Source organism: Sphingomonas xinjiangensis (assembly GCF_014199255.1).
Taxonomy (GTDB): domain Bacteria; phylum Pseudomonadota; class Alphaproteobacteria; order Sphingomonadales; family Sphingomonadaceae; genus Sphingomonas; species Sphingomonas xinjiangensis.
Genome location: NZ_JACIJF010000004.1, coordinates 223009 through 246405 on the forward strand (window position 1 = coordinate 223009; position 23397 = coordinate 246405).

At 67.3% G+C, this 23397-nt stretch carries 20 protein-coding genes; 1 reads left to right on the forward strand and 19 read right to left on the reverse strand.

The window, feature by feature from the left end; translation table 11 throughout:
• Positions 1-4: 4 nt before the first annotated feature.
• Both FHT02_RS09145 and argS read right to left on the reverse strand, forming a co-directional pair.
• Entirely contained in the window at positions 5-724 is a 720-nt protein-coding gene (locus FHT02_RS09145) for an SPOR domain-containing protein (RefSeq protein ID WP_184086701.1), read from the reverse strand.
• Position 725: 1 nt separating this feature from the next.
• On the reverse strand, positions 726-2450 hold the full coding sequence (gene argS / locus FHT02_RS09150) for an arginine--tRNA ligase (protein ID WP_184086703.1): 1725 nt from the start codon (positions 2448-2450) through the stop codon (positions 726-728).
• Between the two features lie 223 nt (positions 2451-2673).
• On the opposite strand from argS, the gene FHT02_RS09155 reads away from it, so the two are divergent.
• Positions 2674-2946: a hypothetical protein gene (locus tag FHT02_RS09155; RefSeq protein ID WP_184086705.1), complete on the forward strand. Its 273-nt coding sequence runs from the start codon at positions 2674-2676 to the stop codon at positions 2944-2946.
• 37 nt (positions 2947-2983) lie between these two features.
• Here the strand turns inward: FHT02_RS09155 and FHT02_RS09160 are convergent, their stop codons facing one another.
• The 17 genes from FHT02_RS09160 to FHT02_RS09240 form a co-directional block, all read right to left on the reverse strand.
• Positions 2984-4150 (reverse strand): deoxyguanosinetriphosphate triphosphohydrolase, encoded by a 1167-nt coding sequence (locus FHT02_RS09160; protein WP_184086707.1) that lies wholly within the window; start codon positions 4148-4150, stop codon positions 2984-2986.
• Entirely contained in the window at positions 4147-6231 is a 2085-nt protein-coding gene (locus tag FHT02_RS09165) for an SPOR domain-containing protein (RefSeq protein ID WP_184086709.1), read from the reverse strand. The genes FHT02_RS09160 and FHT02_RS09165 overlap by 4 nt, the downstream gene beginning before the upstream one ends.
• Positions 6232-6324: 93 nt before the next feature.
• Complete coding sequence (gene ftsZ / locus FHT02_RS09170; RefSeq protein WP_184086711.1) at positions 6325-7839, reverse strand: cell division protein FtsZ; 1515 nt, start codon at positions 7837-7839, stop codon at positions 6325-6327.
• Positions 7840-7944: 105 nt separating this feature from the next.
• Positions 7945-9207 carry a cell division protein FtsA gene (gene ftsA, locus FHT02_RS09175; protein WP_184086713.1) on the reverse strand — a complete coding sequence of 421 codons (1263 nt, stop codon included), beginning with the start codon at positions 9205-9207 and terminating at the stop codon, positions 7945-7947.
• Positions 9208-9211: 4 nt separating this feature from the next.
• Positions 9212-10117, reverse strand: a complete 906-nt coding sequence (locus FHT02_RS09180; RefSeq protein WP_184086714.1) for a cell division protein FtsQ/DivIB — start codon at positions 10115-10117, stop codon at positions 9212-9214.
• A complete protein-coding gene (locus FHT02_RS09185) occupies positions 10114-11034 on the reverse strand; it encodes a D-alanine--D-alanine ligase (RefSeq protein WP_281393140.1) in 921 nt (306 codons plus the stop codon). The genes FHT02_RS09180 and FHT02_RS09185 overlap by 4 nt, the downstream gene beginning before the upstream one ends.
• A 5-nt stretch (positions 11035-11039) precedes the next feature.
• Positions 11040-11963: a UDP-N-acetylmuramate dehydrogenase gene (gene murB / locus FHT02_RS09190; RefSeq protein ID WP_184086719.1), complete on the reverse strand. Its 924-nt coding sequence runs from the start codon at positions 11961-11963 to the stop codon at positions 11040-11042.
• Positions 11936-12130, reverse strand: coding sequence for a hypothetical protein (locus FHT02_RS09195; RefSeq protein ID WP_184086721.1), 195 nt, complete (start codon positions 12128-12130; stop codon positions 11936-11938). The genes murB and FHT02_RS09195 overlap by 28 nt, the downstream gene beginning before the upstream one ends.
• On the reverse strand, positions 12127-13545 hold the full coding sequence (murC, locus tag FHT02_RS09200; RefSeq protein WP_184086723.1) for a UDP-N-acetylmuramate--L-alanine ligase: 1419 nt from the start codon (positions 13543-13545) through the stop codon (positions 12127-12129). The genes FHT02_RS09195 and murC overlap by 4 nt, the downstream gene beginning before the upstream one ends.
• Before the next feature lie 13 nt (positions 13546-13558).
• Positions 13559-14710 carry an undecaprenyldiphospho-muramoylpentapeptide beta-N-acetylglucosaminyltransferase gene (murG, locus tag FHT02_RS09205; protein WP_184086725.1) on the reverse strand — a complete coding sequence of 384 codons (1152 nt, stop codon included), beginning with the start codon at positions 14708-14710 and terminating at the stop codon, positions 13559-13561.
• Positions 14707-15936 carry an FtsW/RodA/SpoVE family cell cycle protein gene (locus tag FHT02_RS09210; protein WP_246352280.1) on the reverse strand — a complete coding sequence of 410 codons (1230 nt, stop codon included), beginning with the start codon at positions 15934-15936 and terminating at the stop codon, positions 14707-14709. The genes murG and FHT02_RS09210 overlap by 4 nt, the downstream gene beginning before the upstream one ends.
• Positions 15933-17216, reverse strand: a complete 1284-nt coding sequence (murD, locus tag FHT02_RS09215) for a UDP-N-acetylmuramoyl-L-alanine--D-glutamate ligase (protein ID WP_184086727.1) — start codon at positions 17214-17216, stop codon at positions 15933-15935. The genes FHT02_RS09210 and murD overlap by 4 nt, the downstream gene beginning before the upstream one ends.
• Positions 17213-18283, reverse strand: a complete 1071-nt coding sequence (gene mraY / locus FHT02_RS09220) for a phospho-N-acetylmuramoyl-pentapeptide-transferase (protein WP_184086729.1) — start codon at positions 18281-18283, stop codon at positions 17213-17215. Before mraY ends, murD begins: the two co-directional genes overlap by 4 nt.
• Entirely contained in the window at positions 18283-19656 is a 1374-nt protein-coding gene (locus FHT02_RS09225; RefSeq protein WP_184086731.1) for a UDP-N-acetylmuramoyl-tripeptide--D-alanyl-D-alanine ligase, read from the reverse strand. The genes mraY and FHT02_RS09225 overlap by 1 nt, the downstream gene beginning before the upstream one ends.
• A gap of 46 nt (positions 19657-19702) precedes the next feature.
• Positions 19703-21118 carry a UDP-N-acetylmuramoyl-L-alanyl-D-glutamate--2,6-diaminopimelate ligase gene (locus tag FHT02_RS09230; RefSeq protein WP_184086732.1) on the reverse strand — a complete coding sequence of 472 codons (1416 nt, stop codon included), beginning with the start codon at positions 21116-21118 and terminating at the stop codon, positions 19703-19705.
• Positions 21115-22821: a peptidoglycan D,D-transpeptidase FtsI family protein gene (locus FHT02_RS09235; RefSeq protein ID WP_184086734.1), complete on the reverse strand. Its 1707-nt coding sequence runs from the start codon at positions 22819-22821 to the stop codon at positions 21115-21117. The genes FHT02_RS09230 and FHT02_RS09235 overlap by 4 nt, the downstream gene beginning before the upstream one ends.
• Positions 22818-23393 (reverse strand): hypothetical protein, encoded by a 576-nt coding sequence (locus tag FHT02_RS09240; protein WP_184086736.1) that lies wholly within the window; start codon positions 23391-23393, stop codon positions 22818-22820. Before FHT02_RS09240 ends, FHT02_RS09235 begins: the two co-directional genes overlap by 4 nt.
• Between the last annotated feature and the right edge of the window lie 4 nt (positions 23394-23397).

Here is a 23397-nt window from a genome sequence, read left to right on the forward strand (position 1 = left end):
AGCCTTAGCTCGTCACGAAGCAGCTTTCACCCGCAACCTTGAGCCGCCCGCAAATCTCGCGCGCCTGGCCGTTGCTGCCCGCGTTGACGCGCAGCCGGAAGATCGCCTTGCCGCCCTTCTCCGCGCGTTCGACCGATTTACCGAGCGGCGAGAGGTATCCGAACCGCTTGGACAGCTTGGCCCAGGCGGCATTGGCGCCGCCTTCGTTAGGGAACGCACCCAGCTGGATCAGCGCGCCCGACCCGGCGCCTGCACTGGCCGCCGCGGGCGCCGCGGAACGGGTGGGGCTTACCGTGGCCGCGGCCGGCACTTCGATCTTGGCGGTACGGCTACCCGGCTGCGCGGCGCCCTGCTGCGGCGCCGCCTTGCCCTGAACCGGATCCTCGGGAAGCGCGCCCACATTGATGCTGGCGTTGCTCTCGGCGCCCTGGCTGGTGGTGAAGACGGTGTCGCCCTGCCCTTCAACCTTCATGCCGCCCGGCTCCTGCGGCTTGACCTTGTAGTCGCCTGGCGGCGCCTGGATCAGTTGCCCGTTGCCCGTGCCGCCGCGCTGCTGGTCATACCAGCGATAGGCAAGCGCGCCGATTACCAGCAGCACGACCAGGATCAGGAGAAACAGCAGAACACGGCCGAAGGAGCGTCGTTCGACATACTCCTCCTCGACCGTTTCCAGCCATGGCAGCCGATCCTCGTCGGCAACGCTATCCCCTGACCGCACGCTCATCTCAGTGCATCTCCTGCACGGCCTCTACGCCCATCAGCGCCAGACCGTTGCGGATGATCTGCCCGATCCCGCGCGCCAAGAAAAGCCGTGCGCAGGTGAGCGCGGGTTGATCGGCAAGCAGGTAACGCCGCTCCGGGCGGTCATTGCCCGCATTCCACTGCGCATGGAAAACTGCCGCCAGATCATAGAGATAGAACGCGATCCGGTGCGGCTCGCGCGCCGATGCGGCACCTTCCACCACCCGCGGGAACTGCGCGGCGAGCTTCACCAGCACCAGATCCTCTGTATCAAGCAGGGACAGGTCGGCGCTCCCGCACGCGATTCCAGCCTCCTCCGCCTTGCGGTGAAGCGAGTGCACCCGGGCATGGGCGTACTGGACGTAGAACACCGGATTGTCCTTCGACGCTTCCACCACCTTGGCGAAATCGAAGTCCATCTGTGCGTCGGCCTTGCGCGTCAGCATGGTGAAGCGGACCACGTCCTTGCCGACTTCGTTTACAACGTCCGCCAGCGTGATGAAATTACCCGAACGCTTGGACATCTTCACCGGCTCGCCGGCACGCAGCAGACGCACCATCTGCACCAGCTTCACGTCGAACTTGGTCTCGCCCCCGGTCAGCGCCTGCACCGCCGCAACGATGCGCTTCACCGTGCCGGCATGGTCCGCGCCCCAGATGTCGATCAGCTGGTCGGCCGATTGCGCCTTTTGGAAGTGGTAAGCGAGGTCGGCGCCGAAATACGTCCAGCTGCCGTTGGACTTCTTGATCGGGCGGTCCTGATCGTCGCCAAATTGCGTCGAGCGGAACAGCGGCAGCTCGACCGGCTCCCAATCCTCGGGCGTCTCGCCCTTGGGCGCTTCCAGCACGCCATCATACACGAACCCGCGCTCACGCAGCCATGCCTCGGCTTGCTCCGGCTTGCCCGCCGCCTGCAATTCGGCCTCGGACGAGAACAGGTCGTGATGGATGCCGAGCAGCGCGAGGTCGTCCCTGATCATCACCAGCATCGCCGCGACCGCTTCCTTGCGGAACAGCGCCAGCCACTCGTTCTCGGGCGCACCAACGAACTTGTCGCCATATTCTGCCGCGAGCTTCGCGCCGATCGGCTTCAGATACTCGCCCGGATACAGGCCTTCCGGGATCTCGATCGTCTCGCCCAGCGCCTCGCGATAGCGTAGCTGCGCCGAACGGGCGAGCACGTCCACCTGCCCGCCAGCATCGTTGACGTAATATTCGCGGATCACCTTATGCCCTACGAACTCGAGCAGGCTGGCGAGCGCGTCGCCCACCACCGCGCCACGGCAATGGCCCATGTGCATCGGCCCGGTCGGGTTAGCGGAGACATATTCGACGTTGACCGTGCTGCCCTCGCCCATGCTGGAGCGGCCATAGGTCTCGCCCGCATTCAGGATCTCGCTCAGCTCGCCGCGCCACGCATCTTCGTTCAGCGTCAGATTGATGAAGCCCGGTCCGGCGACGCTCACTCCTGAAACTTCGTCCAGCTTCTGCAACTCGGCCGCGATCTTCTCGGCCAGCGCCCGCGGGTTGGTGCCCGCGGGCTTGGCCAGCACCATCGCCGCATTGGTCGCCAGATCGCCATGCGTCGCATCGCGCGGCGGCTCCACCGTAACCGCCCGTCGCTCCAGCCCGGCAGGCAAGTTACCGGCAAGCACAAGCGCGTCGAGAGCAAGGTTCAGATGCGCGGCGAAACGAGCGTAGAGCGTCATTCACATGTCCAACTGTGGCGGAGGCGCGGGGTATTAGCGCAGTGGCCGTGCGCCGTCACCTGTCCGTGCATGTCCAGGCCCGCATGCACAAGGCGGTTGCGCCTGGTGCAACCGCCTCGACTCCCATTTGCGTTTGCCTGCGATGCCGCAGTGCAACATTCTTGCGCGAAGAACATAAACCAGGATGCCGGTCTGGCTCTTTCAAGCAAGAAGGAGAAAGATCGTGACGAAGACCTTTTTCGCCGCCGCTGCCACTGCATTGTCGCTCGCTTCGCCCGCTGTCGCTTCCGAGCGCAGCTTCACGCGCGACGGCATAGTTTACAGCTACACCACCACCGAGCAGGACGGCGCGCGCGTACTCGAAGGCCGCGCATCGCAGGGTGGCAAGTTCCGCCTCGTCGTCCGCAACGGCTGGGTGAAGGGCGATGTCGCTGGCAATCGCGTGTCGTTCCGCGCACCAAAGGGCGTCGATCCGCTCCAGGTGGCGCAGCGCTGATAAGAGACAGGGCCTTCCCCACACCGGAAGGCCCTCGTCAGAAACCCTCGGGCAAGTCCACTGGACCGACGACCTCGCGATATCGCGCGATCGCGTACCGGTCGGTCATGCCGGCGATGAAGTCGGCGACGTGCCGGCTCCGCCAAGGATCCGTCTCGGGCAACCCGATCCGCCATTCTTCCGGCAAGCGTTCCGGATCGCTGGCATAAGCGTCGAACAGGCCCGCCACCACCATCTCCGCTCCCTCGGCCGCTGCCAGTTGGCTGGGGTGGTGATACAGGTTGGCGTACATAAAGCGCTTCAGGTCGCGTTCCGCGTCGCGCATGGACTCGGAGAACATGGCGAGCACCTGACCGGCCGCGCGCACATCCTCCACCGATTCTATCGCCAGATCGCGCAACCGCTGCCGAGTCGACTCGATCAGATCGTTTACCATCTCGCCGATCTGCGAGCGGATCAGTTCGCCCACCAACCGCTTGGGCGGCACTCGGGGGAACTTCGCCTGTACGCGGCGCCAGCCATCCGCGACCATCGGCAGGGCGGTCAATTGATCCAGCGTCAACAGCCCCGCGCGAAGCCCGTCATCGATGTCATGATTGTCATAGGCGATGTCGTCGGCGATCGCCGCGACCTGCGCCTCCAGCGAAGGCCATCGATCCAGCTCCAGCCCCAATTGCGCGTCCGCCGCCGCCAGCGCCCATTCCGGCCGGGCAATCGGGCCGTTATGCTTGGCCAGCCCCTCCAGCGTATCCCAGCTCAGGTTCAACCCGTTCCATAGCGGGTAGGGCCGTTCGAGCACCGTCAGCGTGCGCAGCGTATGGCCGTTATGATCGAACCCGCCCTGCCCTTCCAGCGCGCGCTCCAGCGCTTCTTCGCCGGCATGGCCGAATGGCGGGTGGCCGATGTCGTGCGCCAGGCAAAGCGCTTCGGTCAGGTCCTCGTTCAGCCCAAGTGTCCGCGCGATCGTGCGGCCGATCTGCGCCACTTCCAGGCTGTGCGTCAGCCGGACGCGGAAATGGTCTCCATCGGGCGCCATGAAAACCTGCGTCTTGTGCCGCAGCCGGCGGAAGCTGATCGAATGAATGACGCGATCGCGGTCGCGTTGAAACGCGTCCCTGGGCCCCCGCACTTCGCCGCCGGGCTCGGGATGCTGCCGCCCACGGCTCTGGTCGGGCATGCACGCCCAGGCTGCGTGGCGGATCACTTGCCGGTGATCTTGTTGATCTTCTGCCCAGCTTCGGACGTGAAGACGAAGCTCGACACGCCCGCCTTGGACAGCGTGTTTACGAACGCCTGCCCCTCGGCCTCGGTCTTGAAGGGGCCAGTGAGCAACCGGTTGGAGGCGCGCACCGGCGTCCACCAGCCTGCCTTGCCTTTGAACTCTGCCCGCGCCTTGCCTGCTAACGATTTCCACGCCTTGGCAAGATCGTTGGTATTGGCGCCGCTTGCCACCTGCACCCAAACCCGTTCAGGGTCGGGCTTGGCTGCCGGCTTGGCCTTCGCGTCGGCGGCCTTGTCGGCTTTGGCGGCCTTGCCGCCCTTTTCGGCCTTCGGCGTCCTGTCGCCCTTGACCACTTTGTCGCTCTTCGCCGCGGACGGCTCCTTCGCCTCTCCCTTGCGGGCTGGTGCCGGTCTGACAGGCGCCGGCTCCGGCTCGGGTGCCGGGGCGGCAGCCGCACGCACAGGTTCGGGTTCAGGCGCGGGGACCGGCACCGCGGTCGAGTTCACCGCCTCCAGTTCCGCGGCGGGAATGGTCAGATTGGCGACGATCGACGCAAGAACCGAGTCTTCCTCTCCCACCGCTACCGGCCCTGGCGGCGTGGGTTCGGAACGTGCGGCAGCGACCCGGACGTCGGCGGGAGCGGCAGGGGCCGCCGGCGTGACAATGGGCTGTGACTGTGGCTGCTCCGGCGCGGCCGCAACCGGTTGCACGGAAGCTGCCGTTGGCGCGGAAGTTGCGGGCGCAGCGGCGCTCGCAGTCACCGGAACAGAGCCGGCAGGAGCCGGGCGGCTGGCAGCCGGCACATTGCTCACGGCCGGCGCGGGCTCGCCCGGCGTGACAGGGAAGCGAGCCGGCGCCGCAGCGCCCGCAGGCAGCGTAGGCGGGGGAGCGGGCGTGGGTACAGGCCGTGCCGCCTGAACGGGCGCAGCGGCGGTTGTCACCGCCCCTTGCGAAAGCGATGAGTGTGTCGGCGCAGCCGATCCGGAAACCGGGGGGGAGGTCGGAATGGGTTGGACGAGGGGCCTGCTTTGGGCGAGGACCGGTCTCGGCGCCGGCTGCTGCACGATCGGCTGGGGAGCGGATGAAGCTGTAGGTGCAGGCGTACGCGGCGTGGGCATGGGAGCCACTGCCGCGACGGCTACCGGTGCCTGCGGTCTTCGGGCGCGCGTCGTTCGTTGATCACGCGCCGATCGCCGGTCGCGGTTACTGCCGGCGGGTGCCGGTACTTGCCGCACGGCGGCAACCTGCACCGGGCCCTGCGACGCCCCATAGCGCGGCAGCACAGGCGCCATGGCGGCGTCGGCCAGTCGGGCCTGCGTTGGCGACAATTCACCGAAATGCACCGCGAAAGCGCGGTCGGCGGGCGCGAGCGTCGGCAGGCGGCGGAAGAACGGCGCCAGCGGCTGGGCCATGTTGCCGGGCATCATGCTCGACGCGATCTTGTCCGCTCCACCTACGTCGCCATTCATGGCGAGGATGAACGCACGCGCCCGCCAGGCGGCACGGTCGCTCCGCCGGAGCAACGGGTCCAGCAGCGAATTGGCTTCGCTGACCTGTCCACTGATCCCCAGCGACAGCGCATAGCGACGGACGAGCTCGTCGTCGCGCTCGCGCTGAAGGGCGATCTTGTAGTCGGCCTGCGCCAGCCCGGGCTGGCCGAGCAGGTCATAGGCGAAGCCCCGGTCTGCGGCATAATCGCGGATCGCGACGCCGCGTGCTTCCGCGGATTGGAACAGCCGCAGCGCTTCCCCGGGCCGCTTCATCCGAACCAGCACCGACGCACGCCCAGCCGCTATCCGCGGGTCGCTGGGCGAAACGGATTCGGCGCGCTGGAAAAACGCCAGCGCGGCAGACAAGTCGTTCAGCCGCGTACTGAGCCGCCCCGCCTCCACCAGCTCCGAAAGGTTGCGGGGGTCGGTAGCAAGCGCACGCACCGTCTGCGCGAGTCGATCCGCATCCGGATTCGGCGTGGCGACCATCACCGTCTGCGCAAAAGCTGGGCCGACGCCCGCGATGATCGCCATCGCAAGCGCCGCCGAGTGCATCAGGAAAATGCGTGTCATATCGACGCGGAACAAGCCCAAAGCTGCCTAAACATCGGCTGACGTGCCGCCGGCCTTGCGCTCAACAGAGCCAAGTCGACGGCCAACGTCTGCTTACTGATTGTTCTGGCTGCGAAGGAAGCGCGGAATGTCCAGCGGGTCCTTGTCGTCGTCGTCGCCAGCAGCCTTGCTGCCGCGTGATGCGGATGCCATCCGCTCGAACAGGGTCCCGCCCGAACGGCGGCCCGGCTTCGCTTGCGACGCTTCCTCCTCCTCGGCGCCGGTCAACCAGCGGCGGCGGCTGCCGAAATCGGGCGCGGGTGCCGCAGCAGCGGGCTGAGGCGCGGCCGGCTGCGCCGGGACGGCGTTGTCCGATCCCAGCAGCAGTTCGTCGCCGCCGACGTCGCCGGTGTCCGGAACGGCCTGCTGCACAGGCGCCGGCGCCGGCGCATAGGGCTCAGGCACGCGGGGCGCCTCGACCGGCGGCTGAGGCACAGGCGCGCTTGCGGCGAATTGCTCGGGCTGCTCGGCTTGCGCGGCGGCTGGGGCTTCCGGTTCTGCCGATTCGGCGGGCGCCGCCACAGGTGCGGTCCGGCGGGGGCTAGCGAACGAGAATACCCGCGGCTGCTCGGCTGCCTGAGCCGGTGCTGGCCGTGCCTGCGCATCGGCGTCGATGCCTGTGGCGACCACCGAAACGCGGATGCGGCCTTCCAGTTCGGGGTTGAACGCCGAACCCCAAATGATGTTCGCGTCGGGATCGACCAACTCGCGGATGTGGTTCGCGGCTTCGTCGACCTCGAGCAGGCGCATGTCCTCGCCGCCGGTGATCGACACGATCACGCCCTTGGCGCCGTTCATGCTCACGCCGTCCAGCAGCGGGTTGGCGATCGCCTTCTGCGCCGCGATCAGCGCACGGTCGTCACCATCGGCTTCGCCGGTGCCCATCATTGCCTTGCCCATCTCCTGCATCACCGAACGGACGTCGGCGAAGTCGAGATTGATGAGGCCAGGCATGACCATCAGGTCGGTGATGCCGCGAACGCCCTGCTGGAGCACCTCGTCGGCCATTTCAAAGGCCTGCTTGAACGTGGTGTTGGCGTTGGCGATCAAGAACAGGTTCTGGTTCGGAATGACGATCAGCGTATCGACATACTTCTGCAGTTCTTCGATGCCGGCATCGGCCGATCCCGCGCGGCGCTTGCCTTCGAACGCGAACGGCTTGGTGACGACACCAACCGTCAGGATGCCCATGTCGCGCGCCGCCTTGGCGATCACCGGTGCCGCACCCGTGCCGGTGCCACCGCCCATGCCGGCCGCGATGAAGCACATATGTGCCCCTTCAAGCGACTTCTGAACGTCCTCGATGGTCTCTTCGGCCGCAGCACGGCCGATCTCGGGGCGCGATCCTGCGCCCAGACCCTGCGTGATCTTGGCGCCCAGCTGGATGCGCTGCGAGGCTGCCGATTGCTTCAGCGCCTGTGCGTCGGTGTTGGCGACCAGGAACTCGACACCCTGCACGTCCGCACGGATCATGTTCGCGATCGCATTGCCACCCGCGCCGCCGACGCCGATCACCGTGATCTTGGGCGTCAGTTCGTCGACATCTGCGGGAAGAAACTCAATGCTCATCTATGATCTCCCTGCGCCGCCTGCACGGAACGGCGCGTGTAAACCTTTCCTGCACCAACCGGGGGGGCGACTCTAGCCCAAACCCGCTCCGCATGCCCCATTTCTTTAATAATTCGCCCTAAACGCCGCCATTAGCCGCTGCAAAACCGCGCCGGGGCTCGCCCGGGTCACCATCTGGTGCGACGGCTCCAGGCTGCGCAGGTCGATCGGATCGGACGCCGCGAACCGCGCCAGCCCGGCCAGCGTGGTGAACGCCGGCCCCGCATGCGCGTCCGGCAAAGCTGCCAGGCCACGCGGGCGCCCGACGCGCACGGCACTTCCCAGCGCCTGCTGCGCATAATCGGCGATGCCTTTCAGCTCTGCGCCGCCTCCGGTCAGCACGATCTGACGGCCCACCGGATCCTGGAAGCCAAGCTTCTTCAATTCCTTCTGGATCTCGCCCATCAAGCGCTCCAGCCGCTGGCGGATGATGCCGTTCAGTTGCGCCTTGGTGATGCGCAGCGCGTCTGCCGCACTTTCTTCCGGCGTCGCGGGCATCACGTCGATTGTCTCGCGATTGTCGCGCGGGCTCAGATTGGCCGATCCGTGGAAACACTTGGTGCGCTCGGCCCATTGCCGCGCGGTGCCGAAGGCAGAGGCGATGTCGTCGGTCACGTCCGCCGACCCCATCGGGATCGATGCCAGCCCGGCCAGCACGCCGCCGGCGAACACCGACACATTGGTCACGCCCGCACCGATCTCCACCAGCGCCACGCCCAGTTCGCGTTCCTCTTCGGTCAAGCAGGCAAGCCCGGTCGCCACCGGCGCGGCGATGATGGAGCGCACCTCAAGATGCGCCGAACGGACGCACAGATCCAGGTTGCGCACCGGCGATCCGTCGGTGGAAACGACGTGGATGTCGACACCCAGCCGATCGGCATGCAGCCCCAGCGGCCGCTTCACGCCGGCAAGCCCATCGACCGTGTAGCGCGTCGGCTGCGCGTGCAGCACCATCTTCCCCTGGGGGTCGATCGCATCGCGCCCGGCCTTGAGCAGTTCATCGATGTCGGCCTGCTCCACGCGGTGGCCGCCCAGGTCGGCCTCCAGCTTCACCACGTCGGACACCAGCCCACCCGCCGAGAAGCTGACCCACACATTCTCGATGTTGATCCCGGCGATGCGCTCGGCCTGTTCCACTGCCTCGCGGATCGCGATCTCGGTCGCGCGCATGTCGGCGACATAGCCGCGCTTGACGCCGCGGCTTTCGCGCTGGCCCGTGCCCAGCACCACCAGCGACCCGCTGTCGGTGCGCTGCGCGATCAGCGCCGACACCTTGGACGAGCCCACGTCCAGTGCAGTGATCAGCCCTTCGGTCGGAAGCTTCGCCATGACTCTATTCCCCTGTCTTCGCCGCGTCGGCCGCCGCCGTCTGCGGCATCACGCGCCGCTGCACCACCATGTTGCCCGGAACCCGCATGTCGAAGCGCAGGCTGCCCTTGCCGAGCAAGCGCCGCTCGCCGTCCATCTCCGCGAACTTGTGCAGCGCCTGGCGCGATTCTGCCTCACCTTCGGGCAATTGCAACTTCTCGCCCGTGTTGAACGTCAGATCCCAGCGCCGGTTGCCCACCCAGGTCGCCGCGCGCACCAGCGGCTTGAGCGCCGGCGCCGCTTCCAGCAGCATGCTGCGGGCAGGTTCCTGCGAATTGGCGCCCTCCCCGATCAGCAGCGGCAGGTCGGGCATCGCGTCGGCCGACACCGGCTCCAGCGGCACGCCGGCGGTATCGACCAGCATCAACTGGCCGTGGTTCTGCCACACCGCTGCGGGCTGGCGTTCGACGATGAACACGCGCAGCGTACCCGGCAGCCGCCGCGACACACGCGCATCCTGCACCCAGGGATATTTGAGCAGCCGCTCGCGCACCAGCTTCAAGTCGACCAGCGGCATCGCGCGCGAATCCTGGTCCAGCGCCTGCGAATAGACAGTCATCTTGTCCATCCGCTTGATGCCGTCGATCTGGATCTCGTCCACCCGCAGCCCCAGATCGCCCAGCGTATTGGCGGCAGCCACACCCACCATGCCCGGCACCCCGGCCCATACGCCCACCGCCAGCACCGCCGCGCCCACCGCGCCGACGATGCTCCAGGTCGCGATCCCTTGCAGCGTCTTTTCGCTGAACGGCAACGCCGCCACTGCCTGGTCGAGCAGTCCTGCGCGCTTGGGCCGCCGCGCCGGCGCCTTGCGCGGCTTGGGCGTGGCGCCACGCCGCGTCGCCGTCCGCTGAACGGGCCTGCGGCTCACGCGGCCGCTCCCAAAGCTTCATCGACGATACGCTGCACCAGCTCGCCATAGCTGATGCCAAGGTGCCGCGCCTGCTCAGGAACAAGACTGAGCGGAGTCATCCCAGGCTGGGTATTCACCTCCAGCAGGAACAATCCTTCGATCCCCTGGCTATCATCCCAGCGGAAGTCAGAACGCGACGCGCCCTTGCACCCCAGCAGCCGGTGCGCGTCCAACGCGATCCGCTTGCACGCCTCCGTCACCTCGTCGGCGATCTGCGCCGGAAACACATGCTCGGTCAGCCCGTCGGTGTACTTCGAATCATAATCGTAAAAGCCGCTCTTGGGCTTCAGCTCGGTCACTCCCAGCGCCTGGTCGCCCAGCACCGCGGTGGTCAGCTCGCGCCCCCGGATGAACGGCTCGGCGAGCAGTTCGTCGAATTCCTGCCAGGGCCCCTTGGCCTCCGCCGCGATCGGGTTGCCGTAATTGCCCTCGGCAGTGACGATCGCCACGCCCACCGACGAGCCTTCGTTGACCGGCTTGAGCACATAAGGCCGCGGCAGCGGATCGCGCTCGAACAGCTCGGGGCTCTTGACCATCCGCCCGCCCGGCATCGGCACGCCGTGCGGCACCAGCGCCTGCTTGGTCAGCTGCTTGTCGATCGCGATCACCGAGGTGACCAGCCCCGAATGGGTGTAAGGCACGCCCATCAGGTCGAGCATCCCCTGCACCGTGCCGTCCTCGCCGGGCGTGCCATGCAGCGCATTGAACACCACGTCCGGCTTCAGCTCGGCCAGCGTCACCGCCACTTGGCGCGTCAGCTCGACACGCGACACCCGGTGCCCGCGTGCTTCCAGCGCATCGGCAACGCCATTGCCCGACATAAGCGAAACCTCGCGCTCGGCGGACCACCCACCCATCAGCACGGCGATGTGCAACTGCGTCACTTCTCTACCCCAATTCGCTGGATTTCCCATTCGAGCGTCACGCCCGACTGCGCCTTCACCTTGGCGCGTACGTCTTCGCCCAGCGCCTCGATATCCGCCGAGCTGGCATTGCCCAGGTTCAGCAGGAAGTTGCAGTGCTTCTCGCTCACTTGCGCATCGCCCCGCCGCAAGCCGCGACAGCCGGCGGCATCGACTAGCGCCCAGGCCTTGTGCCCGTCCGGGTTCTTGAAGGTCGATCCGCCGGTTTTGGAACGCAGCGGCTGCGATTCCTCGCGCGCGGCGGCGATACGGTCCATCTCCGCCTGGATCACCCCCGGTTCCTCAGGGCGACCTCGAAACACCGCCGACACCACGATCGCACCCTCGGGCAAGTCGCTGTGCCGATAGGTATAGCCCAGATCGGCCAGCGCCAGCGTCCGCCGCTCGCCCGATCGCAGCACCACGTCGCATGTGACCAGCACGTCCTTGGTCTCGCGCCCATAAGCGCCGCCGTTCATCCGCACGAACCCGCCGACCGTGCCGGGGATGGAGCGCAGGAACTCGACGCCGCCGATTCCCGCATCGCGTGCGCTCGACGACACCAGAATGCCGCTCGCCCCGCCACCACAGCGCAGCGTGACGTCATCGACGCGCTCGACCTTGGCAAACGCCTTGCCCAACCGCACCACCACGCCCGGCACCCCGCCGTCACGCACGATCATGTTGGAGCCCAGCCCCAGCCCCATGACTGGCACCAAGGGATCGAGTGCGAAGAGAAAATTGCTCAGATCATCGACATCCGCCGGCTCGAACAGCCATTCCGCCGCCCCACCCGCTTTGAACCAGACCAGCGGGGCAAGCGGCGCGCCATGCGTCAATCGTCCGCGAACCGGGGGCAGCGCGTAGCAGACGCTCACTTCCAGCCCCAGAGCTTGGCCCATTGCCCCCACAGCGCCAGGTTCGCCGCCGCCGCTTTCTGCCCGGCATCCTGCAAGGCCGTCATTTGCTTGCCGGCATCGAGCATCGTCTTCGCGGCGGCCATCTGCGCCTGCTGCGCCTGGATGATCTCGCGCTGCATTTCGACGGCGGTGGAAAACCAGTCGCTCATGCGACCGCACCCGCCCGCGCCTGCGCGATGCCGTCGGCCAGCCCTGCGGCCCATTTGGTGATGTCGCCCGCCCCCAGGCATACGACCAGGTCGCCGGGCACCGCCGCATCGGCCAGAACGCGTGCGAGCGCCCCTGCATCGTCAACCGTCGCGGCCGAGCGGTGTCCGCGCCGCTTCACGCCCTCGACCAGCGCCTCCGACGACACGCCTTCCTGCGGATGCTCGCCGGCGGCATAAACCGGGCTCACCAACACCATGTCGGCATCGTTGAATGCCTGGGCGAAGTCGTCCATCAGATTGCCCAGCCGCGAATAGCGGTGCGGCTGCATCACTGCGATCACGCGGCCCTGCGCGCTCTCGCGCGCCGCCGACAGCACTGCGCGGATCTCGACCGGGTGGTGGCCATAATCGTCGATCACCGTGATGCCATCGACTTCGCCCACCTTGGTGAAGCGCCGCTTGACGCCCCCGAACTGGGCGAAGCCCTGCTGGATCGTCGCATCCTCGATGCCCAGTTCCAGCGCCACGCCGATCGCCGCCAGCGCGTTCTGGACATTGTGGCGCCCGGGCATCGGCAGGTCGATATTCTCGATCGAACGCGTGGTGCCGTCGCGATGCCGGATGATCACTTCGAAGCGGTTGCCGCCCGGATGGGGCGTGACGTTGACGCCGCGCACGTCGGCCGAAGCGGCAAAGCCATAGGTCACGATCCGCCGGTCGCGCACACGCGGGATGATCGCCTGCACTTCGGGATGGTCGAGGCACAGCAAGGCCGCGCCATAAAAGGGCACGTTCTCGACGAACTCGACATAGGCGTCCTTGGCGCGGTCGAACGAGCCATAATGGTCGAGATGCTCGGGATCGATGTTGGTCACCACCGCGATCGTACCGTCCAGCCGCAAGAAGCTGCCGTCGCTCTCATCGGCCTCGACGACCATCCAGTCGCTGTCGCCCAGCCGGGCATTGGAGCCATACTGGTTGATGATCCCGCCATTGATCACCGTCGGATCGACATGGCCCGCGTCGAGCAGCGCCGCGATCATCGACGTGGTCGTCGTCTTGCCGTGCGTTCCCGCCACCGCCACCGTCGACTTGAGCCGCATCAGCTCGGCCAGCATCTCGGCGCGGCGCACCACGGGGATGCGGCGCTCATAGGCCGCTTCGACTTCGGGGTTGGTCCGCACGATCGCCGTGGAAGTCACCACCACCGCCGCGTCGCCCAGATTGTCGGCATTGTGCCCGATCGTCACCGGGATGCCGCGGTCGCGCAGACCCTGCACGACATAGCTCTCCGCTACGTCCGAGCCCTGCACCTGATAGCCCAGATTGTGCATCACCTCCGCAATGCCCGACATGCCGATGCCGCCGATCCCGACAAAGTGGATCGTGCCGATGTCGGTTGCGACACCCTTCATGCGCCGAAACCGTTCATGCGTGCGCAAGCCTTCCTTGAATTGCCTTGCGCCGGATCGCGATGGGTGCGGTCGGCGCGTGAATCGATTCCACCAGATCGGCCAGGTCGCTGGCGGCATGCGGACGACCGCAGCTGCGCGCGCGCACGGCCGCATTCTCCAGCCCCTGCGTGTCGAGGCCGAGCTTCTGGATCTGCTTGGCCAATTCGGCGGCAGTGAACGCCCGCTGCGGGATCGTCCGCGCGCCACCCGCCTTGGTGATCTCGCGCGCATTGGCGGTCTGGTGATCGTCGGTCGCCGAAGGCAGCGGCACCAGGATCGCCGGACGCCCGGCGGCGGTCAGCTCGGCGATGGTCGACGCGCCTGCGCGCGCGATCACCACATGCGCCCAGGCCAGCGCCTCGGGCATGTCGGCAATATAGGTCGCCAGGTCTGCGGGGATCTCATGCGCCTGGTACTTGGCGCGCACGGAGTCGATGTCTTCGATCCGCGCCTGGTGCGTGACCTGCAATCGGCGGCGGAAATGCACCGGCAGCAGCGCCAGCCCGTCGGGCACCACCTGGCTCAGCACGGTCGCGCCCTGGCTCCCGCCGGTCACCAGCACGCGAAAGATGCCGTCCTCGTCCAGCGCCGGATACGGCCGCTCGCGCAGCCTCAGCACGGCCTCGCGCACTGGATTGCCGACCAGATGCGTCTTGGCGGTCCATCCCGGCTTCATCCGCTCGACCTGGTCATAGGACGTTGCGATCGCCTTCACACGCCCGGCCACGAATCGATTCACCCGGCCCAGCACTGCGTTCTGCTCATGGATCACCGTCGGGATGCCAGCGCGAAACGCCGCCAGCAGCGATGGCAACGCGGGGTAGCCGCCAAAGCCGATCACCGCCGCTGGCTTCAATTCCTTGTACAGCCGCAGCGCCATCGATCGCCCGGCCAACACGTTGCGCCCGGCGCGCAGATAGCCCAGCGGCCCGCCGCCCAGCCGTCCGGCCGGCAGCACATGCGTCTCGACATCCTCGAACAGCCCGGGGAAGCGCACGCCCCGGTCGTCGCTCACCAACGCGACATGGTGTCCCCGGCTGGCAAGCTCGGCCGCCAGCGCCGCCGCAGGAACCATATGCCCCCCGGTTCCCCCCGCTGCCAGAACATAGCTGCGCGCGTTCGTCATGTGTTGCTCCAACGCCCCCGATAGGATGAGCGCTTCAGATACGGGTTTCGCCGCGTGAAAGCGAGCAGCAGGCCAAAGCCGATCGACAGCGCGATCATCGACGACCCGCCATAGCTGATGAATGGCAGCGTCATTCCCTTGGACGGCGCGATGCCGGTGTTCACCGCCATGTTGATCAGCGCCTGCACACCGAACTGCGCGGCAAGGCCGGATGCCGCGAGCAGGCGGAACGCATCCTCCTCGTCCAGCTGTTTCATCAGCACGCGGACGACGATCGCGGCATAGAGCAGCACGATCACGATGCAGGCGAGCAGCCCGAACTCCTCGCCGATCACCGAAAAGATGTAATCGGTATGCGCCTCGGGCAGGCGGAACTTCATCTGGCCGCTGCCCGGGCCGGTGCCGGTAAGCCCGCCGGCAGTCAGCGTGTCGTGCGCCATCTCGACCTGGTACCGGTCGGCGAGCGCCGCTTCCTTGGTCGGGAACAGGAAATTGTCGATGCGCGTGCGCGCGGTGTCGTAGAAGATATAGGCCGCGACCACGCCGGCCACCGCCGTTCCAGCCAATCCGCCGATCGCCAGGGGCGAAATGCCCGACACGATCAGCAGGATGACCCACACCAGCGCGAACACGATCGTCTGGCCGAAATCGGGCTGCATCATCAGCAGCACGCCGACCAGTGCCGTGACTCCGCCGGTAATGAACAACACCGGCAATTCGGGGTCTTTCGCGCGGAAGGACAGCATCCAGGCGGTCGACACGATGAACAGCGGCTTCAGGAACTCAGAGGGTTGCAGGTCCGAAAAGCCCAGGCTGATCCAACGGCGCGCACCATTGGTTTCATGCCCGATAAACGGCACGAGCAGCAGCAGGAACAGGAAAAACCCCGCGCCCAGCAGCGACAAACGCCGCGCCAGCGTCACCGGCAGCATCGACACGCCGATCAGCACCGGCATCGAGACACCGACCCACATCAGCTGGCGCCAGAAATAATACATGGCCGGGACGACATGCCCGGCGCCCGAATAGCGCCGCGCAGTCGCCGGCGAAGCCGCCGCCACCGCCACCAGCCCGATTGCGATCAGCAGCATCGCAAGCAGCAGCAGCACGCGGTCCACTTCCCAGAACCACATGCCCGCACGTGAGGTGTTGGCGCGGCTCAGCTGGTTGGACACCCGCCGCTTCACCTCGGTGCTCACTGCCTGCGTCTCGGCCGGCTTGTTCATGCCAGCGCCTCGACGGCATCGCGAAATGCCTGGCCGCGCGCCTCGAAATCCTTGAACTGGTCGAACGACGCGCACGCCGGCGACAACAGCACCGTCTCGCCCGGCTGCGCCTGCGCGGCGGCGCTGCGCACGGCGGCCTCCAATGTGCCCGAACGCTCCACCGGCATGTCGGGCGACAGGATGTCTGCGAATGACGCGCTCGCCTCACCGATCGTATAGGCCTTCACGACATGGCCGAAGCCTGGCCGGCACGCCTCCAGATCGTCGGTCTTGGCCAGCCCGCCGACAATCCAGTGGATACGCCCGAACGCCGACAGCGCCGGCGCGGTGGAGGTCGGGTTGGTCGCCTTGCTGTCATTGACAAACAGCACGCCGCTCCGTGTCGCCACCCGCTCCATCCGGTGCGGCAGACCGCCGAACGTTGCCAGGCCCCGGTCGATCGCCGCCTGTTCGATCCCCAGCGCCTCGCACGCGGCAATCGCCGCCAGCGCGTTCTGGGCATTGTGCGGCCCTTGCAGCGCCGGCCAGCGCGACTGGTCCATGCACACGCCCGGCGCGATCTTGGTCAGATCCTCCGACCGTCCGGAGGTCGCAAGCTGCCGCGCGATGCTGGCGGACGCAGCGTCGCCGATCCCGATGATGGCGGCATGCCCCCGCGACTGCATCGCGAACAACCGCGCCTTGGACGCAGCATAGCCCTCGAACCCGTCATAACGGTCGAGATGATCCGGCGTGATGTTGAGCAGCACCGCCACGTCGCAATCCAGGCTGGTGGTCAGGTCGATCTGGTAGCTCGAAAGCTCGAGCACATAGACGCCGCCCTCGGGCAGCGGATCGCGCCCCAGGATCGGCAGCCCGATATTGCCCCCCGCCAGCGACGCTACACCCGCGGTGCGGCAGATATGATCGATCAGCGCCGTCGTGGTCGACTTGCCGTTCGTCCCGGTGATCCCGACAACCTTGTGCGCCGGCAAACCGCCGCGCGCCTGCGCGAACAGTTCGATGTCGCCAATCACCGGCACCCCGAACGACGCCGCATGCGCCGCAATCGGATGCCGGTTGAGCGGCACGCCAGGCGACACCACGACACCCGCAAACCCGGTAAGGTCGAGTGTAAGCGGGTCCGCCACAGAGGCCAGCCCGCTACGCGCCGCCTCGCTCGTATCCCAGGCAAAAACCTCCGCCCCGCTCGCCTCGAGCGCACGCACGCTCGCCAGCCCCGAACGCGCCAGCCCGAGCACCGCATAGCGTTTGCCGCGCCAGGCGCTGCTCGTGATCACCGCAGCTTCAGCGTGGAAAGCCCCGCCAGCGCCAGCACGAACGCGATGATCCAAAAGCGGATCACCACCGTCGGCTCCGACCAGCCGAGCTGTTCGAAATGGTGGTGGATCGGCGCCATCTTGAACACCCGCTTGCCGGTGCGCTTGAAGAAGAACACCTGGATGATGACGCTCAGCGCCTCGACCACGAACAGCCCGCCGATGATGCCCAGCACCAGCTCATGGTGCGAGGTGACCGCGATGGTGCCCAGCGCTCCGCCCAGCGCCAGGCTGCCGGTGTCGCCCATGAACACTGCTGCGGGCGGCGCATTGAACCACAGGAACGCCAGCCCCGCGCCGATGATTGCGCCGCAAAAGATCGCCAGCTCGCCCGATCCCGGCACATGCGGGATGCCCAGATACGTCGCGAACTTCACGTTGCCGGTCAGGTACACGATAACCATGAACGCCAGGCTGGCGATGATCACCGGCATCGACGCCAGCCCGTCCAGCCCGTCGGTCAAGTTCACCGCATTGCCGAACGCCACGATCGTGAACGCGGCAAAGACGATATAGAAATAGCCCAGATCCGGATGCACGCCGCTCAGGAACGGCACATAGAGCTGCGTCGACCCCTGCGAGATGATGATCCAGCTTGCGATTCCGGCAATGACGAACTCACCGATCAGCCGCGTCCGCCCCGAAACGCCCGCGGTGCTCGCCTTGCGCACCTTGTCATAGTCGTCGAGGAACCCGATCATTCCGAACCCGCAGGTGACGAACATGCACGCCCAGACATAGGGATTGCTCAAATCCATCCACAACAGCAGCGAGACGGTCAGCGCGGTCAGGATCATCAGCCCGCCCATGGTCGGCGTGCCGCGCTTTGCCAGGTGGCTCTGCGGCCCGTCGGCACGGATCGGCTGCCCCTTGCCCTGGCGCACGCGCAGCCAGCCGATGAAGCGCGGCCCGATGATCAGCCCCAGCAGCAGCGCGGTCGCCACCGCCGCGCCGGTGCGAAAGGTAAGATACCGGATCAGGTTGAGGACACCGGGGAAGCCCAGATGCTCCGCGATCAGGTACAGCATTAGGCAACAGCCCTTTCCGCCAGCGCCGCCACCAATGTGGACAACCGCACGCCATTCGAACCCTTGACGAGAACCGCGTCTCCCGGCGCCAGCACGGCTTCGAGCCGTTCGCGCGCCATCGCGGCGTCGGGCACATGGACGAAATCGATCCGCCCCTCAAGCGCCTTTGCGAGCGGGCGCATCGCCTCGCCGACCAGCACCGCGTGCGACACGCCGGCAGCCTCGATCGGCGCGGCCAGTTCGGCGTGAAACGCGGGCGACTGCTCGCCCAGTTCGCGCATCTCCCCCAGCACCACCAGCTTGCGCCCGGCCTCCTGGCGCAGCACGTCCAGCGTCGCGCGCATGGAAGCAGGGTTGGCGTTATAGCTTTCGTCGATGACCAGCGCCTCGCCCTCGCCGACGCGCACCACCGTCCGCGCTCCGCGGCCAGCCAGCCCGCCCATCTCGGCCAGTGCCAGTCCCGCCATCTCCATGTCGCCGCCCACCGCGTCCACTGCGGCCAGGATCGCTATGGCGTTCGACACCCAATGTGCCCCTGGCTGCGACAAGTTGAAGCTCAGCTCGCGCACACCGAAGCGCGCCGAGACGAACGTCCCGTTCGCGGTCCGCATCGCCTCGACCGCACGATAGTCCGCGCCCTTGCCAAGCCCGAACGTCACGATCCGCTCGGCATAGGGCCGCGCCGCATCGATCAGTTGCTCTCGATACGCGCTGTCAAAGGGCACCACCGCGGTGCCCCCGGGCACGAGCCCCTGGAATATCTCGCCCTTGGCCGCCGCGATCGCCGCTTCGGATTCGAAAAAGCCCATGTGCGCCGGCGCGATGGCAGTGACGATCGCCACATGCGGCCGCACCAGCCGGGTGAGCTGCGCCAGCTCGCCGGCATGGTTCATGCCCATCTCGAACACGCCGAACCGCGCGTCGCGCGGCATCCGCGCCAGGCTCAACGGTACGCCGGTATGGTTGTTGTAGCTCTTGACCGATCGATGCGCGCAGCCCGGCTCGACACGATCGAGCGCCGCGAACAGCGCTTCCTTGGTTCCGGTCTTGCCGACCGAGCCGGTGACGCCGATCACCTGGCCGTGCATCCGCGCCCGCGCGGCCCGCCCAAGCGCGTCGAGCGCGGCGACGGTGTCGGCAACCAGCACATGCGGCCCCTCGACCACGTCGGACACCAGCGCGCCCGCAGCCCCTTGCGCCAACGCCTGCGCAACGAAGCGGTGCCCGTCGGTCGCCTCCCCCTTCAGCGCCAGAAACAGGTCGCCAGGCCCCACTTCGCGCGAGTCGAAGGTCACGCCAGAAACATCGAAGTCCGCCGAAGCCACCCCGCCTGTCGCAGCAGCGATCTCCGCAGCGGTCCACAGTGCCGTCATGCCCCTCCTCTCCCTCGACGGAGGAGAGCCTTGTCACGCCCAAAGCTCACGCCGCGCACTCGCGCGCAACGGCAACATCGTCGAACGCCAGCACCAGGTCGCCGACGATCTGCCCCTGCTCATGTCCCTTGCCCGCCAGCAGCACGATGTCCCCGGCCTGCGCCAGCTCGATCGCCGCGCCGATCGCCGCGCGGCGGTCGCCGATTTCGCGTGCGTCGGGCGCGCCTTTCAGGATCTCGCGGCGGATCGCGGCGGGATCCTCGCTGCGCGGATTGTCGTCGGTCACGATCACGATGTCCGCCCCTTCAGCCGCCGCCCGGCCCATCGGCTCGCGCTTGCCGGGATCGCGGTCCCCGCCGGCGCCAAGCACCAGGATCAGCCGCCCTTCGGCATGCGGCTTCAACGCCGCGACCGCCGCTTCAATGGCGTCGGGCGTGTGCGCATAATCGACATAGACCGGCGAACCCTGCCGGGTGATCGCCGCACGCTCCAAACGGCCGCGCACCGGCTGCAACCGGGCTAGGTCCGAAATCGTCCGCGCCACGTCTCCCCCCGTCGCGATCACCAGCCCCGCGGCAACCAGTGCGTTCGCCGCTTGGTACGCGCCGATCAGCGGCAGGTTCACCTTGTGCTGCATACCCTCGGCTTCGATCACCAGCCCCTGGCCAAGCAGCGTCGGCATTCGCGCGACCAGCTTCAGCGTCTCGCCATGCTCGCCGACCGTGATCAGCCGGTTGCCGCGCATCCGCGCCAGTTCTTCCACGCGCGGCGCATGCGGATCGTCGGCCCACACCACCGCCGTTCCGTGGATGTCGAGCACATCGGCGAACAGCCGGAGCTTGGCACAGAAATACGCCGCCATGTCGCCATGGTAATCAAGATGGTCGCGGCTCAGATTGGTGAAAGCCGCGGCGCGCACCGCCAACCCCTCGGTCCGGTACTGCGTCAGTCCGTGCGACGACGCCTCGAAGGCAAGGTGAGTCACCCCCTCGCGCGCCAGCCCGGCGACATTGGACAGGAAGGTGACGATGTCGGGCGTGGTTAGTCCGGTGCTCACGCGCTCATCGGCGGTGGTGACCCCCAGCGTGCCGATCGACGCCGCGTGATGCCCCGCCATGCGCCACAGCTGCCGCGTCATCTCGACGCTGGACGTCTTCCCGTTGGTACCCGTGACCGCAACCGACGTGTCCGGAAACGGTGCGAAGAAACCCGCGGCAAGCTGCGCGAAGCGCTCGCGCGGGTTGTCGCTGGCAATGTGCACGGCGCCGGCCACTTCGGCCTCGGGCCGGGCGACGACCGCAACGGCCCCGGCCCGCACGGCGTCGGCGATGAAGTCCTCGCCGTTCACCCGCGCGCCCTGGAAAGCGCCGAAGACCGTGCCGGGTGCCACCTTGCGGTGATCGATCGCAAAGCCGGTGACAACCGCCGGGTCGCTCCCGCCGATCAGCGTATTCAGCTTCATCGTGCCGCCTTCGCGCCGGCGGGGCCGGTCCAGAGCAGCGGCATCAGGTCGCTCAGTTCGATTTCGCGGCTATTGTCGGGGGTCACACCCAGGATCGAGCCGGTCCGGCTGACCAGGCGGCTGACCACCGGCGATGCGGTCCAGGCGGCGGTAGTACGGGATACGGTGGCGGTGCGCTGGGGTGAATCGAGCATGGCGACCACCACATAGCGCGGTGCGTCGATGGGGAAAGCCGCAGCAAAGGTCGATACGTTGCGCCCCTTGTCATATCCACCCGCGGACGCGGCTTCGGCGGTGCCGGTCTTGCCGCCCAGGCGATAGCCCTTGGCCTCGCCCATCCGGCCGGTGCCTTTCAGCACGATCAGCCGCAGCATCTGCCGCATCCGCACGCTGGTGGCTTCGTTCATCACGCGCGTCCCCGCCACTGTTTTGCCCGGCGCGACCTTGAGCAAGGTCGCCGGGCGCAGCGTGCCCCCATTGACCATCGCCGCATAGGCATTGGCCAGGTGCAGCGGCGTCACCGCGATGCCGTGGCCATAGGCAGTGGTCATCACTGTGGTGCGCGCCCAGAATGTCGGCCAGAGCGGCTTTGCGCCGTCGTTCAGTTCGATTTGCGGCCGCTGGTCGAAACCGAGCCGCTGGAACAGGCTCTGCATCCGCGCCGCGCCCATTTCGTCGGCGATCCGTGCAGTGGCGATGTTGGACGAGTAGATCAGCACTTCGGGCACGGTCAGCCAGCGAAAGGTCTCGTCGCCCGGATCGTCGCTGATCCGGAAGCGCCCGACCTGAAGCGGGTGCGTCGCGTCGAACCGCCGCCCCATCGATGTAAGCAGACCAGCGTCGATCGCGCCGGCGACCGCCAGCGGCTTGAAGGTCGATCCAAGCTCGTACACGCTCTGCGTCACGTTGTTGCGCGGCGGCGGCCCCTTGATCGCGTTGGGATTGAACGTGGGCAGCGACACCATCGCCATCACTTCGCCGGTGTGCACGTCAAGAACGATGCCCGCCGCGCCGCGCGCCCGGAAGGTGTTCATCGCCCCGCCAAGCTCGCTTTCCAGCGCCGCCTGGACCCGGGAATCGATCGAAAGCGCGACCGGCTGTCCGCGCAGCGCCGGATCGGACAAGCGCTTGTCCAGCACCTTCTCCATGCCGGCGACGCCACGCCCGTTTGAATCGATAAAGCCAAGCACGTGCGCCGCCATGGTGGACTGCGGATACAGCCGGTCCGGCTCGCGCTGGAATTCGATCGCCGGCTCGCCCAGCGCATTGACCGCGCTCACCAGCTCTGGAAGCGCGCGGCGCTTCAGAAACGCGAAGCCGCTGCCCGATTTCAAAATCGCGAGATACTGCCCGCTGCTCTGCTCGGGCATCAATTCGGCCAGCTTCTGGGCCAGCACCGCCTTGTCGCCGATCACCTGGTTGGGGTGAATGGCGATGGTCCACGCGTCGATCGTGCGCGCCAGCGGTGCGCCGGTACGGTCGACGATGTCGCCGCGCGGCGGGATCAGGCCCGCAGCGATGTCGCGCGCGGTGGCGGGCTCCGCCCACAGCGCCAGCAGCGCCAGCTTGCCGATCACCACCAGCATCCCCGCACCGAACAGCAGCGACAGCACCATCAGGCGCAGTTGCGCGACGGCGACGAGCGCCTGCCGGGGCCCGCCCGTACGGCCCTGCCGGACCGGCGGGGCGACGACGACGATCAACGCAGCGCCAGCTTCTCGCGCTTCGCCAGCTTGGCGAGGTCGTCCAGAGTGGATGCGCTCAGAACCCCGGCTTCGGTCATGGCCACGGCGCGGCGATCGGCTTTTTTCATCAGCTTGTTCAAGTCCTCACCCGCCTGCGCCACGGCCTTTGCCGGCGCGGCGACATTCGGCGCGGCTTGCGCGGGTTGGGACTGGGCGGGAAGCGGCGTTGCGACGGCAGGAGCACTCGCCACGCCGGTCGGCACGATCAGGGCGGCGGTCTGCACCTCGGCGCCGCCGGGCATTTGATCGAGGTTCGCCAAAGCGACTTCCCCTGACAGGAACTGCTGCGCGTCCGGGGCGGCCAGCGCCAGCACTTCGCCGTTCCAACGCTCGAGCTGGGCCAAATTCGCGCGGGTGTTGAACTCGGTCTCCAGCTGGCGGATGTCCTTCTGCGCAGCGACGATGGCGGCCTTGGTCGCGTTGAGCTTGGCCAGCTCGGCAGCGCCATGCGAGTTCACGAGGTAGCAGGCCGGCGCGACGACGACGCCGCACAGGAACCAGCCTACGCCCTTGAACCGATTCATCGCCATCTAC

What these genes read in the sequence shown, in the direction of transcription:
- FHT02_RS09145 (WP_184086701.1), bottom strand. Translation starts at nt 724, where the DNA reads ATGAGCGTGCGGTCAGGGGATAGCGTTGCCGACGAGGATCGGCTGCCA.
- argS (WP_184086703.1), bottom strand. Translation starts at nt 2,450, where the DNA reads ATGACGCTCTACGCTCGTTTCGCCGCGCATCTGAACCTTGCTCTCGAC.
- FHT02_RS09165 (WP_184086709.1), bottom strand. Translation starts at nt 6,231, where the DNA reads ATGACACGCATTTTCCTGATGCACTCGGCGGCGCTTGCGATGGCGATC.
- ftsZ (WP_184086711.1), bottom strand. Translation starts at nt 7,839, where the DNA reads ATGAGCATTGAGTTTCTTCCCGCAGATGTCGACGAACTGACGCCCAAG.
- ftsA (WP_184086713.1), bottom strand. Translation starts at nt 9,207, where the DNA reads ATGGCGAAGCTTCCGACCGAAGGGCTGATCACTGCACTGGACGTGGGC.
- murB (WP_184086719.1), bottom strand. Translation starts at nt 11,963, where the DNA reads ATGGGCCAAGCTCTGGGGCTGGAAGTGAGCGTCTGCTACGCGCTGCCC.
- FHT02_RS09195 (WP_184086721.1), bottom strand. Translation starts at nt 12,130, where the DNA reads ATGAGCGACTGGTTTTCCACCGCCGTCGAAATGCAGCGCGAGATCATC.
- murC (WP_184086723.1), bottom strand. Translation starts at nt 13,545, where the DNA reads ATGAAGGGTGTCGCAACCGACATCGGCACGATCCACTTTGTCGGGATC.
- murG (WP_184086725.1), bottom strand. Translation starts at nt 14,710, where the DNA reads ATGACGAACGCGCGCAGCTATGTTCTGGCAGCGGGGGGAACCGGGGGG.
- FHT02_RS09210 (WP_246352280.1), bottom strand. Translation starts at nt 15,936, where the DNA reads ATGAACAAGCCGGCCGAGACGCAGGCAGTGAGCACCGAGGTGAAGCGG.
- mraY (WP_184086729.1), bottom strand. Translation starts at nt 18,283, where the DNA reads ATGCTGTACCTGATCGCGGAGCATCTGGGCTTCCCCGGTGTCCTCAAC.
- FHT02_RS09225 (WP_184086731.1), bottom strand. Translation starts at nt 19,656, where the DNA reads ATGACGGCACTGTGGACCGCTGCGGAGATCGCTGCTGCGACAGGCGGG.
- FHT02_RS09230 (WP_184086732.1), bottom strand. Translation starts at nt 21,118, where the DNA reads ATGAAGCTGAATACGCTGATCGGCGGGAGCGACCCGGCGGTTGTCACC.
- FHT02_RS09240 (WP_184086736.1), bottom strand. Translation starts at nt 23,393, where the DNA reads ATGGCGATGAATCGGTTCAAGGGCGTAGGCTGGTTCCTGTGCGGCGTC.